We start from the raw sequence: 14,334 nt of genomic DNA on the forward strand, positions 1-14,334 counted from the left end.
ATTCATTGCTAAGGGCAGAAAGATAGAAAAACTGACACAATCAACCATTCAGACTATAGAAAACTGGATTAATAACTACCCACGCAAGATACTAAATTTTCAATCTGCTCAACAGGGGTTTGAAAGAGAACTTCAGGAGATCGCAGCTTAAATGAAAAATGACCACTATCTACGGCATTTAACTTTACAATCCACCTTTTCTTAATTAAAAATAATGCAGAATAATAAAAAATGAGTACAATATGTTTCATATGAAAAAGCATTTTATACAATTATCTCTTTTTTTTTTACTTGCGCTAACAACTATCGCCTTTTACCCGTCACTTAAAAACGGGTTCACGAACTGGGATGATGATAAACAGCTCACACAAAATAATACGATTACCCGGTTATCATTACCTGATATCGGAACCTACTTCACTTCGTTTCATGACGGGCTCTACCATCCGCTCGTCACACTCAGCTTTGCGATCGAATATCATTTTTTCAAACTTAACCCAAAACCGTACCATATAACAAACCTCATACTGCATCTTTTAAACATACTTTTTGTTTTCTGGCTGATCTATCTCTTGAGCAAAAAAGCATGGACTGCACTGATAACGGCACTCCTCTTTGCCATACACCCTCTGCATGTCGCTTCTGTTGCATGGATAGCTGAGAGAAAGGATGTTCTCTATACTTTTTTCTTTCTCGGCTCGCTCATATCCTATCTCTACTACAAAGAGAGGAACACTCAAAGATACTTTATATATGCACTTATTCTCTTCATTCTCTCTCTTCTTTCAAAACCGATGGCTATAACTTTGCCGGTTATTCTTATCCTTATTGATTATTATATTGATGGGAAACTCACTAAAAAAAGTGTTACTAACACACTTTCATTTTTTGTATTAGCACTTTCATTCGGGATTATTACACTCATTGCGCGATTCACTCGCATCATTGACATCGAACCAACACTCCACTTTTTCGATAATATATTTATCGCTTCATACGGTATCCTTTTTTATCTCGTAAAAATGGTTTTTCCGTATCCGCTCTCATGCTATTACCCAACACCTGAAAAAATCGCTGGCATGCTTCCGATGATCTTCTATATTTCACCGTGCATAGTTGCACTTCTGGCTGTCCTTATCTTGTATTCCTTACGATATACAAAAGTGATCTTCTTCGGATTTTTGTTTTATATTATTACCATCTCACCTGTTCTTCACCTCATTGGTGGTGGCCCTATCGTTGCAAATCACTACACCTATGTTCCTCTTATCGGTATCTTCTTTATCCTTGGCTCAGGCGCCGCCTGGTTTATAAAACAGCGTTCCGCTGTCTCAATATTTCTTATTTGTGCTCTTTCCATTATTACTATTATATTATCTTTTCTTACCTGGCAAAGAACTCAGGTATATAAAGACAGCATCACGCTCTGGGAAGATTTTTTTAAGAATTATGGTCACTGCAAAAATATCTCTATTGCATATAACAATAGAGGAAATGCATATCAGGATAACGGATATCTGGATAAAGCAATTGCTAATTATAATAGCGCCATTAATTTAAATCCCACCTATACCATTGCGTATAATAATCGGGGGAATATTTATCAACTGCAGAGAAAATATAAAGAGGCGCTTGCAGACTGTAATCGCGCCATAGGTCTTAATCCCAAGCTCGCTGAGGCTTATTATAACCGCGGTAACGCATGTATCAATCTCGGTAGCCGTAATCTTGCAATCGCTGATTATAAGAAAGCGGTCGAACTCATGCCCCAATATGCTGAAGCATGGAATAACATGGGAAACATTTATCAGGAAGAAGGTAAACACAACCGTGCATTAGAGTGCTACACCAAAGCATTACACATAAAACCTGTTTTTCCTCAAGCGCTCTACAACCGGGGCAATTGTCTTATGTATATGCAGGATCACAAAAACGCGCTCAATGATTATTCAAAGGCCGTACAATATAATCCACGCTACTATGAAGCGTACGTTAACCGCGGTATCGCCTATTTTTCTCTCGGAAAAAATAAGGAAGCGCTACAAAACTATACGTATGCGCTCACTATCAATCCGCAATACGCTATCGGCTACATCAATCGAGCTCTTGTTTATAATATCCTTAAAAAATATGAAGATGCACACAAAGACGTTAAAAGATTTGAACAGTTGGGATACACCCCTCCACCGGATTTCATAAAAGAACTTCGTGAAAAACTCGATAACAAATAATCGGTTTTACTTCATTGTCGCTAATAAAATATGCTATGATACGATTCATGAACCTTAAAAAATATTTAGAAACACGAAAAAGTATCGTCGACAAACATTTGCATACACTGATGCCGCTAAAAAGCGTCCGACCGAAACTTATTCACGAAGCAACGCGCTACGGTCTCTTTAACGGAGGCAAACGTATCCGTCCAATACTTACCTGCGCATCATGTGAAGCAGTGAGCGGCAAATACAAACAAGCGCTTGATTACGCCTGCGGGATTGAACTTATACACACCTATTCACTTATACACGATGATCTTCCATGTATGGACAATGATGATTTTCGCCGCGGAAAGCCAACGACCCATAAAGTATATGGAGACGCCATTGCTGTACTTACCGGTGATGCACTCCTTACCAGAGCTTTCCAGATATTTGCCCGGAACCCCAAAATAGGCGGAGCACAGCTTATTGAAAAGATCGCTCACGCAGCGGGATCGCACGGACTTATCGGCGGGCAGGTTATTGATCTTGAAAGTGAAGGTAAAAGAGTTACCGCAAAAACACTTGAATATATTCACCGGCACAAGACCGGCAGCCTCATCTCAGTAGCTATTGAAGCCGGAGCACTTATCGGAAAAGCTTCAAGAAAACAATTATTCGCACTCAAAACATTTGGCGATAATATCGGCCTCACATTCCAGATAAGCGATGATATCCTTGATATAACCGGGACAAAAGAAAAACTAGGCAAAGGTATCGGCAAAGACATTGCGCAAAAAAAAGCAACCTATCCGGCACTCTACGGAATGGAAAAAACAAAAAGACTCTTGGTAAATAAAACACAGGAAGCATTAGATGCACTCTCGACATTTGACAAGAAAGCCGACCCCCTGCGAGAAATAGCCCGCTTTATTGCCCAGAGAGATAGATAATTACCTAAGAAATCAAGGCACTACTAATTCAACATAGTTTTTAGCAAATCTCTCACTTATATAATCGGTTGCCCGAAATGCTATTTCCATTACTTTTTCAGATTCACTTGTTGCGTCTCTAATTATATCAATATATTTTCTTTCTTTAATTTTTCTGAATGCCGGCAAAAAGTTCATATCATATACCCAACCCAAATTAAGAATCTTAAATTCATTAACTGTTTTTACATGTTTATAATCAACAGGTTCTTGGTTCAGAACCGAACTGTAAACAATATCGGAAATCGAATTTTCATCTGAAAATTTACGCATATGCCTGTCAGCATTCCTGCAATTATCGTTTCCCGCATTACTATAATAATCTGTTATTATCCTGAAGATATCTAATTTATCGGCATCACGCAATAACTTCAGGAAAAACATTCCCCTGTCACTGCCATCTGTATGTAAAAACGGCAAATTATGATGCAAAACTGTATACATGATTATACCTTTTGTTACTTGATCAAATTCATCTAAAATCTTCTTCTCATTTAATACTCTAATCCCTTCATGAGCATGATTCGATGACCGTAAATCATTAAACGTATCATAATGAACTATTTGCTCAAATCTGCCAATATCATGAAAAAGGGCAATAATCTCAGCTATTAAAAGATCCTGCTCGTTCATACCGATATCTCTTCCCAAATTTACTATTTCCTCACAAACCCTATCGGTATGATCTTTTTTAAGCTTAATGCTCATACACATTTCATTACTCCGTACGTCAAGAGAACAAATATAATCTTCAAACCATAATCTTAAATTCTGTGTTTTTATTTTATCCATAGTTATATTTATATACTTAATCTTTAAGATTTCAAGGTAATAAAGATATTCCATACCAGGGGTCACACCTATTTGATGAATAGGTGTGACCCCTTTATTTAAAGCGAATTCTTTCTTTCTGTGAGTAATTTTTTGTGCATATGCTCTTGTTCAATTATCGCTTCTATTGCCTTTTGAGCATCTTCAGGAAAACCCTCTTTCATTGTCGTATAAAATTCGATCGATTGATCTTCAAATCCAATTGCTAACTCAAGTGCTTGTGAAATATCTTTTATTTGTGCCGCCATCTCCGCACCTTTGTTTTCTTCAGTAAAAACATAATTCCCTGCAAGACGATTCATCCCAAGGTAATAGTCTTCTGTTTGCAGTATGCCTTCTTTTTCAGTACCGCTGGCTTCCATAATATCTTCAAATGTTCTGACGTGGTTCTCTTCTGCATGAGCTAACTGCTGAAACAATTCTTTAACAGAAGCATCATCTATTTCACGTGCAAGTGTGTCATAAAAGAATTTACCGTTTCTTTCGACCTGTATCGCAAGCTGAATAATACCTTCAATTGAAAATAGTTTACTCATACAACCCTCCTTTGATAGTTCTTATCACTAATCTAGTGCTATTATAGCAGTATTGATATATTATTTCTATACACTATTAACGTAAATTAAACACTTCACGTATTCACCATAACAAAGGAGAAAACAATGGTACGCATATATATGATAGGTTTTATTCTTCTTGCTACGATGTGCACCGGGTGCGAGAACGGCCATCTAAATCTTACCGAAAAAGATACCGGGAAAACAATAACACTTTCTGTTGGACAAGATTTTACCGTTACACTGCCCGGTAATCCGACAACCGGTTATACATGGAAACTAAATGCCGCAAAAACGAACGGCGTGTCACAAGTTAAAAAACTCAACTATATCGGGGATTCAGATTCAAAACTTGTTGGATCAGGAGGATCATTCACTTTCACATTCAAAGTTACAGCCAAAGGGAAAAACCGAATAACGCTTGAATACCTGCGACCATGGGAAAAGGGTGTTCCAGCTGCTAAGACATTTGAAATAAACATTGATGGAGTATAAATATTTATCCCTCTATAAGGGATATCCATACTTCACGTGAACGAGGACCATCAAACTCACAAAAATAGATTCCCTGCCAGGTACCTAAAAGCAGGCTTCTATCCTGCACGATCACTGTCTGCGAATGCCCAAGCATGCTTGATTTGATATGTGCGTGTGAATTACCCTCGAGATGACGGTACGGGCCCTTTTTCGGCACAATTCTTTCAAGGGCACCAATCATATCTGAAACAACACTTGGATCAGCGTTTTCATTTATGGTAAGACCAGCGGTTGTATGAGGAACATATATCTGACACATACCACTTTTTATTTTTGCCTCCGAGACAATGTCACTCACCTTTTGTGTTATATCAATAAAACATGTTCCACGGGATGTTTTCACTGCTATTTTCTTTAACATACTGCAGCCTCAAGGAGTGATATTCTTTTTTCGTCTACTACGTAATCGGCAAGACACGTAAGATGTGAAATATCTGTTTCTGAAGACATGTTCTCTATTGCTTTTTTAGCGCACTGGGCATATCGCTTTGCAGCGGCAAGTGACGAATCTAAACACATGTTCTCATGTAATAACTCCTTAAGTTTTGCTGATGAGCCCGTATCATCGTGAGAAAAAATCAATTCTTTCACTTGCTCATTATCTCCTGTTTTACAAACAAGCTGAATAAACGGCAAGGTGATATCCCCTCGCTTTAAATCCAAATCCAGTGGTTTTCCAGCACTCTTCTGATCACCAAAAACATCTAAAAGATCATCCATTATTTGAAATGCGAGACCGACATTTTTTCCATATTCTCGCAAACTATTTTGTGCTGTTTCAGATGCGCCGGAAAGAAGCGCGCCAACATGACATGCTGCAGCAAAAAGTGATGCGGTTTTCTTATCAATAATTTCACAGTATTCACGTTCGGTTAAATCAGCATTATACCGATTTGAAATCTGCATCATTTCGCCTTCACACACTTTTTTTACTGCATCGGCGATTATTCCCCTGCATGAAAAGAGTGCATCCGAAGAAGCTGTACATAGCGCGCATGACAGCATATAGTCCCCAAACATTACCGCACTTTCATTTCCGAATCGGGCATTATGAGTAGGATTATTTCTTCTGACACGCGACTGATCAACAACATCGTCGTGAAGCAAAGTTGCCGTATGAAGCAATTCTAATGACGTAGCTACATCTATATGCTCTTGCTTAATACTGCCACATAGCTTACCTGACAAAAAAACAAACAGTGGTCGAAGCCGTTTTCCTTTGCCTTTGGTCGCATGATTAACACAACGATCAACATAGGGAATCCCGGAAACCAAGCTTTCTTCGATCTTTTGTTCCAGTAACGTTAATTCCGGTTGTACTAATGAATATATCTTTTTCATATCAATCATAGTTTTTTTATACTACATATACGCAAACATCGTCACGATTTATTTGTAATATAGTTATGAATACCTAAAGCCGCTTTTTTCCCTTCGCCCATTGCCCAAATAACCGTTGCCGCGCCAACACCGCCTGCAATACACACTACCGTCCCGTATTTCCTAATTGCGGTTGGCATCCCCAAAGGACCTGAAACATCAAGGATATGATCTCCGACTTCTAATGCCCCTAGATGCATTGTACTCTTACCCACTTCCTGGACGATGACTGCGTGCAATATCCGGCACGAGCACCTTAAAAAGATTTACTTCTTTGGTAAGTTTTTTCTTTTCGATAATCTTAAACATTAATTCATCCGCATTTGTATTAAAGGATTTATTGCATGTTTGTATACACTATCAGATTTCTACCTTGAAAATCTAATAAATAATTCATAAAATCAATTCAGTTTATGATACTATGCAAAAAAAGGAGTTTTCATATGAAAATGCGTACAATAACAGATGGCACATATTATGTTGGGGCAGTTGATTGGGAAAGGCGGATTTTTGATTCGCTTATTCCCCTACCTGATGGCACAAGTTACAATGCATACCTCATAAAAGGATCAGAAAAGACTGTTCTCATAGACACTGTTGACCCGGCAAAAAAAGATATTCTTTTTGAACAACTCGAATCAATAGATCATATAGATTATATTATTCATCAACATGCTGAGCAGGATCATTCCGGTTCACTGCCATTTCTTCTGGAAAAATACAAAGACGCAAAAGTGGTTACCAATCCGCGGTGTAAAGATCTGCTTATTGACCACCTGCATGTCCCGGAAGATATATTCATTTGCGTTAAAGATGGAGATACATTATCACTCGGAAACAAAACGCTTACCTTTATATATACGCCGTGGGTACACTGGCCGGAAACAATGTCTACATATCTTGCAGAAGACAAGATACTCTTTACCTGTGACTTTTTCGGCTCACATTTAGCGACAAGTGATTTATTTGTTCCCGATGAAGCGCTTGTTCTTGAAGCGGCAAAAAGATATTATGCTGAGATCATGATGCCGTTTAGAAGTGTCATACAAGCAAATCTCAAAAAACTCAGTGCATACGATATAAGCATCATTGCGCCAAGCCATGGCCCCTTATACAATAGGCCCTCATTTATCATTGATGCATACAATGACTGGGTATCATCACCGCCAAAAAATCTTGTCGTCATCCCATACATATCAATGCATGAGAGCACTAGAATCATGGTGAAACATCTTACAACCTCACTCATTGAACGGAATGTAAGCGTACAAGAATTTGATCTTACAGTAACAGACATTGGCAAACTCGCTATTTCACTGGTTGATGCAGGAACACTTGTTATCGGAACGCCCACGGTGCATATCGGGCCACATCCGCTTGTTGTAAACGCGGCTTTCCTCACAAATGTCTTGCGACCAAAATTGCAACACCTGTCCGTTATAGGGTCATTTGGATGGGGAGGAAAAACACTCGAACAACTTACCGCCATGACAAGCGGCTTAAAGGCAGAGCTGCTTACCCCGGTATTATGCAAGGGGCTTCCACGAAAAGAAGATTTAGAGGCAATTGAAGCACTTGCTGAAACCATACAACAAAAACATACTGAAAAAGCTTTTACATAAACGCATAAAGGGGACGGTCCCGAATTTTTTGTAAAAATTGGGACTGCCCCCTTTATGTTTTCTCTAAGCAAAAAGTGATTGCACCTTTTTCATGTTTTTACCGATATCAATGCCATACTCGCACCGTGCAACACATTCGCTACATGTAAGACATTTCGCGCTATGCTGCGCACCATTATAAAGATCATAGTTTTCTCGTGCAAGCCGCAGATCACCGTATCCTTCTTTATACATAAGCACTCTGTTTAAAGTCGGTATATCAGTATTATTTTTACAGCTTGCGACACATTTTCCGCACCGTCGGCAATATGTCCCTTCAATAGATTTTGCATATTTATTGAGTATTTTCCGGTCTGACCACCCAAGCATGGTTCCCATTACCACAAAATCTTCGTCTAACTGTTCGTAGCTGATCATACTTGGAATCGCATTTGATACGTTCTTATCATCAAGCACCCAACGAAGCGACGCCTGATGCGGTGTCATGTTACCAATAGCTTTAGTCTCGTACCCGCCGTTTTGTGTTTTCATCGCAACAACACCCAGTCCTGCCTTATGACAACGAGCTATTGCTTCCGCAACATTATGCGGACTCATGAAATTATATGAGACCAAAACCATATCATAAAAAGCACTCTTCACAGCGGCATCCAATACGATCGTTTCATTTGCATGTGTGGTAACACCCGTAAACCTGATCTTTCCGGCTTTTTTACACTTTTCCAGAGCCTCTATTGCAACAGAGTCAAGAACACCTGCCGCATCCGTTTTATTGTGTAACTGCATAACGTCAATATAATCTGTTTGGAGACTTTTAAGACTTGCATCAATCGATGCAGTCATTGACTCCACGCTATGGTTTCCGTCATTATGCACTTTTGTCGCAATTATGACTTTGTCACGTACACCTTTTAAGGCTTTGCCCAATATTTTTTCATTATTGCCGCCCATATAACAATGTGCGGTATCATAATAATTTATCCCCATATCAACGGCTTTACGAATAACATTCGGCTCGGATGTCCTCATTACACCAAAACTAATTGTCGTTACATTGAGACCTGTTTTTCCAAAGGGCCGATATTCGATCCTACCCTCGGTAGCTTTATTTTTGGCAAATAATTTCTGTGGAAGCATCAAGTGTTTTACTCCTGACATGAGGAGCCCGGCACCGAGAGCACCTAATGATGTCTTTTTAACAAAATCTCTGCGAGAGATTTGAGACATACTTTCCTCCTTTATTATTGTGCACTATTAACATCCGAAATACCTAAAATAGCATCTATTATATCTGATGCCCGCTCAGGAGTAGATATTTTTTCTAATGTTGGTTCAATGTGCTGTGTGAATTGCTCATACGGAACAATTGTAAATTTCTTTTTTCTTATGTTTCCATGCTCTAATACCGGGATATTGTTGGCTAAACTTTCCGGCCCGATCATTAATACATATTTGTCCGGCGCGTCTATATATTTAAACGGTACACATAACCCATCGTACATATACACTATTTCCGAAGGATCGATATCAAGTTTATACAGCATTGCGATAAAAACATCTATTTTTTCCTGTACTTGCCCTTCGGTAAGAATCCGATACTTTACAAACTGATTTAACAGCGCTTCTTTTCTTATCTGCCACTTCCGATACTCGTCTTTAAGCTCAATTCCTCTGAATAATGCGAGCACACTCACCAGTAGCGCACTTTCATCCCCAAACGCTTTTTGCGCACCCTTGCCAAATATTGGGTCTTTATCAAAAATACTCGGCAAGGCAAGCCCTCGGTTTTCATTAATGAGTATACGTTCAAAAGAACTTTTGTCTCCCTGCATCATCATTGATACGTAGGGATTATGAGCATTAAAATTTGTCATATTCGGAACAATAACTGCATATGAAATATCTTTTGCTTTTAATTCATCGGTTATACCCTCTAAATGAAAACCGCCTGCAACGAGAATGCTGTAGCGCACCTTTTCCTTTTTCATACGAGAAATGACATTTTTCATTATTGCTTTATCACGATCAAGCGCAATCTGATAAAACCTCTCAAAAAGAGGAAGTGAGCGAAGAATTTTTTTAAGTGCAGGTACATTCTCAAGCATACTGTTAACCATCTTCTTTTCAAGTGGCATTGTCTTAGGATTTTCTAAGCATTTCTGGGCATCATCACGTAAACGGGCAGTAAATACATTGGGAGTAAAATTTTTTCGGTTATTAATAAAATACTGCGCTTCATCACGAGGCAAATTCAGTGATACCAATTTTTTTACGATATTAAAATTGTAAAAATATCTTTCAAATTGCTTTTCATATTCACTCGCAAACAATTTATCTTTTAACAAATAGGTAATTGTATCAAGTTCGTTTATAAGATTTGACCTATTAATTTTCGCATTGAGTGCCAGTAGCCGAACATAATTATTAAACTCAGGTAACCGGGTTATATATAAACCACAAGTCCGTGCAGTATTTTTAAGCAACATATAATACTTATACTGACTTATTTCTCCTGCTCTCAAAAGCAGACTTTTTCTGACAAGTTTTGCATATGAACGTTTTGTCAGTTTTTTCTGTAATACACGCAAAATCCGTTCACGTTCCTCTTCAACTTTATTCCCATCAATACGGTTTTCCAGATAAAGCACTTTTAAGAATAATTGGACATTACGGTATTCCTCCAGATCAAGTTTTTCTTTTTTTGCAAAACCATTGAGGTAGACTGCATACTCATGAACAGATATTAAATCTTCACTGAAATCATCATATTTTTCTAACAAGCGTGCACTCGGCTTAGAAAACGTCCTGTCCCGTATGACGATCAACGCTTTTTTTATCTTGTTTATTGTATCAACATATTCTTTCCTTTGCGTATGCGCATTTCTAAACGCTTCGAAGTTTTCCTGATACAAATCCCTGTCTTCCGCACCATAAATTAGAACGGGCACATCTTCAACAATAGAAAAATATTCCGCTCCATTTATCTGGCCCTGACTCAAGAAATAATCACCGATCTGTTTCTTTATATCGTCCTGCGGGATAGATGCGGGTGTAGAAGTATCAATAAATCCGCTTGCACCTTCAATATTGATCATTATTTTTTCACTATGAAACGTCTTTCGGATAGTTTTAATAATACGGGCACAGTTTTTCTGTACCTCAAAATTACCATGCACATCTTCAATATAGACAAGTGATATATCGCTCTTCCCCTTATATATTTCTTTTATGCGACCATATTCTTCCGAAACAGATATATCGCTCACATCAAATGTATCAATATTGTTGTTTTCACCGTTAAATGAATTATATGAAAAGACCTGAAAAGAGGGGGACAAGATAAATAATACGGATAATAGTGCTATAACAAGACGATTATGTAGATAACGATAGCGCAACATTACTGCCTCTATTAGGTTTGTTGAGATACCCTTATTATACCCTATTTTAAGCGTTTGTCAATAGTGAGACTAGAAAAGTCGCAAGTGAAACTATGCGAGTTTTCTTTAGTCGAACTATCCCCCCTGTTTTATGATTTTGGAGGATATATCCGAGAAAATCTAGGGGGGATTAAGACAATAAGTGCCAAATAGAAATTATGTAAAGTTTCCAAAGATTTAGTCCTCGAAGAGGGAACTATCCCCCCTGTTTTATGATTTTGAAGGACATAGTTCAAAAAATCGAGTGGGACGATTTTGGAGGCGAAGCCCGAGAGGAGGGATCACTATGAATGGGAGCGCAGGAATCGGACAGCGATTTCAAGAGTGAGAAAATACTCACCGCCCCGATAAATCGGGGCGGTGTTTGTTGGGGAGTTTCACCCCTTGTTTCACTATTTCACATTCCACTTTAATGATTTGGGTGCAGAAGCTCCTGTCTCTGGTTTCAGAGAGCTCTTATCCTGCCCCGAAACGCTTGCTTCTTGTTGCTCTGTTTGCACACTCCAGCTTGCATTTACCACGGCATCAATTTTATCTGGCGGCATTTTTGTAGCTGCTGAAACTTCTTCTTCCTCTTCTTGCACTGCCGCGCCCTCCGCAACAGACTTATCTATCGATTTGCATCTTTTAGCCAAAACATCCATCGAGCTTTCAAATTCCTTATGGGCACCCTCGCTAATCGAACCGGTAGCTCTACCTTTCATCTCGACTTTTTCTTCTTTATCAGCATTATTTATCTTGCGAAGTGCGATTAAAGCAAGCCTGTCTTTTCTATCCTTTGAATCCGTTGAATTTAAGTCTATCGCGTTTCCATCTCTATCCAAGCTGGCTACCTCGTTTCCGTCCTTATCCAAATCTATACTTGCCTGTGCCTCAACCTCGCCATTCTTTACCAGCTTTACTGTAAGTATCGCATTTCCTGTTTCTTTATCTATAGTTTTTACGATTTCCTGGCAGGCTATTTCTTTTCCATTTTCACCGTATTCAATATTGATACGATCTATAGTTCCAACCTCTTCTCCCGAAACATCTTTCATAACCTCGTGATAATCTGTCGGGAGCGGATTACCATCTTCGCCTTTATCTTTACCATATTCGATCCCACCCCGCTCAACTTCGATAAGATTGCCGCTTTCATCTTTCTTTGCGTACGTATAACTCTTAAGCTGCCCTTCGTTTTCTCCTTCTTGATATTCCTCTTTGTTAGTTTTCCCTTCAGTGACCGCCAGAGAAGTTAAGACTAGTTTTCCCATTTTCTCCTCGGCTTTGGTTGGAGTTTCTTCAAGATGGTCTACCCCAACCTGTCCTCCCAAATCGTATTTAGCTTTATCAAGTAGAGCTTGTAATACAAGCGAGTCTATAGCATCGGATTTCTCAGTGGGGGGGAATTCCTGATACTTCATTTTCCCGATACCGTTAGGATATTCTGCTATTGTGTGTATTATGTTTGTATTTTCCCAATTACACACCGTTCTTTTCTGAGAACCATTGTCGTAACATACTGATGCCATGGCCACCGCCCCGTTACTCCAATAAGATGTTTGACTTCCCACTAGGCCGTTGTCGAAAGGATATTTCACTGTACCCGCTAATTGACCGTCAGGGTTATAGTTTAACGATATCTGCCTTTCTCCGTTAGGATAAAATTTATCTACGGAAATGCCACCGTCTTCGTGATACTGTGTCATGCTTTTCAGCCTGTTGTTAGGCTTAGGAAAATATGTTGGAAAGGGTGGCCGATATTTTGTTGTACTTGGAGTACCCGTTGTTGTCCCTGCCGTGGTACCTGTTTGAGTTGTACCGGTTTTAGTTACAGCAGCTTGTTTTGCGAGAGCCGCTTTCAGCCCGGCATGCGAGCCTGCAAGTTTAGGATTAAGCCCTATCGCATTCTTAAAACTAGCAATAGCCAAATCATTCTCACCGTTTCTTAAAAGGCATGTCCCTAACATATGATGCGCCCACGCGGATCCGGGAGTAAGCCCTGTCAGCTTTTTAAAATTAAGACTGGCGTTTTTATAATCTTTGTTTTTGAAATAGCATTGCCCTCGAAGGCTATATGCGCCTACAAGGTTAGTCTTAAGCCTTATCGCGTTATTAAAACTAGCAATGGCCGCGGTATAATTTTTGTTGTAAAAATGGCAGGTCCCTCGGGCATTATAATATGCGCCTGCATGTTTAGGATTAAGCCCTATCAACTTGGTATAATCAGGAATGGCCGCGGTATAATTTTTGTTTCTCATATGGCATTGCGCTCGGCCGCTATACGCGCCCGCAAGTTTAGGATCAAGCCCTATCGCATTATTAAAACTTTTAATAGCCTTCCCCAGATTTCCTTGTTTTAAATAGCACTGCCCCAGGCCGCTATACGCGCTTCCATTTCTGGGATTAGATTTTATCGAATTATTAAAACTAGCAATGGCGAGTTGATACTTTCCTGCTGTGTATTGGATCTGGCCGGTGCGAAGTTTCCCCCCCGCGCCTCTAATATCAAACGGGGACGCATTATTAGCATTATTAAAACTAGCCATGGCATTTTTATAATCCCCGTTTTTTAAATAGTTATTTCCTTGGCTAATATATTTTGCAGCTTGCTTTGCGGCTAATTGCTTCGCAGCAGTCTGGTTGGTTAAAGCGGCAGCCTGGTTTGCTAAAACAACAGATTGTTGTGCATAAACAATAGCCCTCTTTGCAGCATCAGCGGCAGCTTTTTTTGCAGCAGCAGTCCTCTTTGCAGCAGCAGTAGTCCTCTTTGCAGCATCAGTAGCAGCTTTAGCAGC

Annotated in this window: 12 protein-coding genes; 4 read left to right on the forward strand and 8 right to left on the reverse strand. The window is 39.3% G+C overall.

The annotated features are described in order from the left end of the window. Positions 1-251: 251 nt before the first annotated feature. Positions 252-2,231 (forward strand): tetratricopeptide repeat protein, encoded by a 1,980-nt coding sequence (locus P9M13_08625; protein ID MDP8263353.1) that lies wholly within the window; start codon positions 252-254, stop codon positions 2,229-2,231. A 47-nt stretch (positions 2,232-2,278) separates the two neighbouring features. Next, entirely contained in the window at positions 2,279-3,151 is an 873-nt protein-coding gene (locus P9M13_08630; protein ID MDP8263354.1) for a polyprenyl synthetase family protein, read from the forward strand. A gap of 12 nt (positions 3,152-3,163) precedes the next feature. Here the strand turns inward: P9M13_08630 and P9M13_08635 are convergent, their stop codons facing one another. After that, positions 3,164-4,036, reverse strand: coding sequence for an HD domain-containing protein (locus tag P9M13_08635; GenBank protein MDP8263355.1), 873 nt, complete (start codon positions 4,034-4,036; stop codon positions 3,164-3,166). A 44-nt stretch (positions 4,037-4,080) separates the two neighbouring features. Next, positions 4,081-4,557, reverse strand: coding sequence for a ferritin family protein (locus P9M13_08640; protein MDP8263356.1), 477 nt, complete (start codon positions 4,555-4,557; stop codon positions 4,081-4,083). Positions 4,558-4,683: 126 nt separating this feature from the next. Here P9M13_08640 and P9M13_08645 point away from each other — a divergent pair, with 126 nt between their 5' ends. Beyond that, a complete protein-coding gene (locus P9M13_08645) occupies positions 4,684-5,073 on the forward strand; it encodes a protease inhibitor I42 family protein (GenBank protein ID MDP8263357.1) in 390 nt (129 codons plus the stop codon). A 4-nt stretch (positions 5,074-5,077) separates the two neighbouring features. Here the strand turns inward: P9M13_08645 and P9M13_08650 are convergent, their stop codons facing one another. The 3 genes from P9M13_08650 to P9M13_08660 are packed head-to-tail and all read right to left on the reverse strand — an operon-like array spanning position 5,078 to position 6,695. After that, positions 5,078-5,476 (reverse strand): secondary thiamine-phosphate synthase enzyme YjbQ, encoded by a 399-nt coding sequence (locus tag P9M13_08650; protein MDP8263358.1) that lies wholly within the window; start codon positions 5,474-5,476, stop codon positions 5,078-5,080. Next, positions 5,470-6,465 carry a polyprenyl synthetase family protein gene (locus P9M13_08655; GenBank protein ID MDP8263359.1) on the reverse strand — a complete coding sequence of 332 codons (996 nt, stop codon included), beginning with the start codon at positions 6,463-6,465 and terminating at the stop codon, positions 5,470-5,472. Before P9M13_08655 ends, P9M13_08650 begins: the two co-directional genes overlap by 7 nt. Positions 6,466-6,497: 32 nt before the next feature. After that, a complete protein-coding gene (locus tag P9M13_08660; GenBank protein MDP8263360.1) occupies positions 6,498-6,695 on the reverse strand; it encodes a hypothetical protein in 198 nt (65 codons plus the stop codon). A gap of 243 nt (positions 6,696-6,938) precedes the next feature. Between P9M13_08660 and P9M13_08665 the strand changes: the two genes are divergently transcribed. Then, the gene (locus P9M13_08665; GenBank protein ID MDP8263361.1) at positions 6,939-8,117 is read left to right on the forward strand and encodes an FprA family A-type flavoprotein; all 1,179 of its coding nucleotides are present in this window, start codon (positions 6,939-6,941) and stop codon (positions 8,115-8,117) included. 63 nt (positions 8,118-8,180) lie between these two features. Here the strand turns inward: P9M13_08665 and P9M13_08670 are convergent, their stop codons facing one another. The 3 genes from P9M13_08670 to P9M13_08680 all read right to left on the reverse strand — a co-directional run. After that, positions 8,181-9,344, reverse strand: a complete 1,164-nt coding sequence (locus P9M13_08670) for an aldo/keto reductase (GenBank protein ID MDP8263362.1) — start codon at positions 9,342-9,344, stop codon at positions 8,181-8,183. Positions 9,345-9,358: 14 nt separating this feature from the next. Then, positions 9,359-11,518: a hypothetical protein gene (locus P9M13_08675; GenBank protein MDP8263363.1), complete on the reverse strand. Its 2,160-nt coding sequence runs from the start codon at positions 11,516-11,518 to the stop codon at positions 9,359-9,361. Positions 11,519-11,949: 431 nt separating this feature from the next. Then, the coding region (locus P9M13_08680; protein MDP8263364.1) for a tetratricopeptide repeat protein at positions 11,950-14,334 on the reverse strand (2,385 nt) is incomplete at its 5' end.

The organism is Candidatus Ancaeobacter aquaticus (genome assembly GCA_030765405.1).
Lineage (GTDB): Bacteria > Auribacterota > Ancaeobacteria > Ancaeobacterales > Ancaeobacteraceae > Ancaeobacter > Ancaeobacter aquaticus.

Bases quoted from the DNA above. Each gene is read 5' to 3' on its own strand.
- P9M13_08625 (MDP8263353.1), top strand. From the start codon at position 252: ATGAAAAAGCATTTTATACAATTATCTCTTTTTTTTTTACTTGCGCTA.
- P9M13_08630 (MDP8263354.1), top strand. From the start codon at position 2,279: ATGAACCTTAAAAAATATTTAGAAACACGAAAAAGTATCGTCGACAAA.
- P9M13_08635 (MDP8263355.1), bottom strand. From the start codon at position 4,036: ATGGAATATCTTTATTACCTTGAAATCTTAAAGATTAAGTATATAAAT.
- P9M13_08640 (MDP8263356.1), bottom strand. From the start codon at position 4,557: ATGAGTAAACTATTTTCAATTGAAGGTATTATTCAGCTTGCGATACAG.
- P9M13_08645 (MDP8263357.1), top strand. From the start codon at position 4,684: ATGGTACGCATATATATGATAGGTTTTATTCTTCTTGCTACGATGTGC.
- P9M13_08650 (MDP8263358.1), bottom strand. From the start codon at position 5,476: ATGTTAAAGAAAATAGCAGTGAAAACATCCCGTGGAACATGTTTTATT.
- P9M13_08655 (MDP8263359.1), bottom strand. From the start codon at position 6,465: ATGATTGATATGAAAAAGATATATTCATTAGTACAACCGGAATTAACG.
- P9M13_08660 (MDP8263360.1), bottom strand. From the start codon at position 6,695: ATGCATCTAGGGGCATTAGAAGTCGGAGATCATATCCTTGATGTTTCA.
- P9M13_08665 (MDP8263361.1), top strand. From the start codon at position 6,939: ATGAAAATGCGTACAATAACAGATGGCACATATTATGTTGGGGCAGTT.
- P9M13_08670 (MDP8263362.1), bottom strand. From the start codon at position 9,344: ATGTCTCAAATCTCTCGCAGAGATTTTGTTAAAAAGACATCATTAGGT.
- P9M13_08675 (MDP8263363.1), bottom strand. From the start codon at position 11,518: ATGTTGCGCTATCGTTATCTACATAATCGTCTTGTTATAGCACTATTA.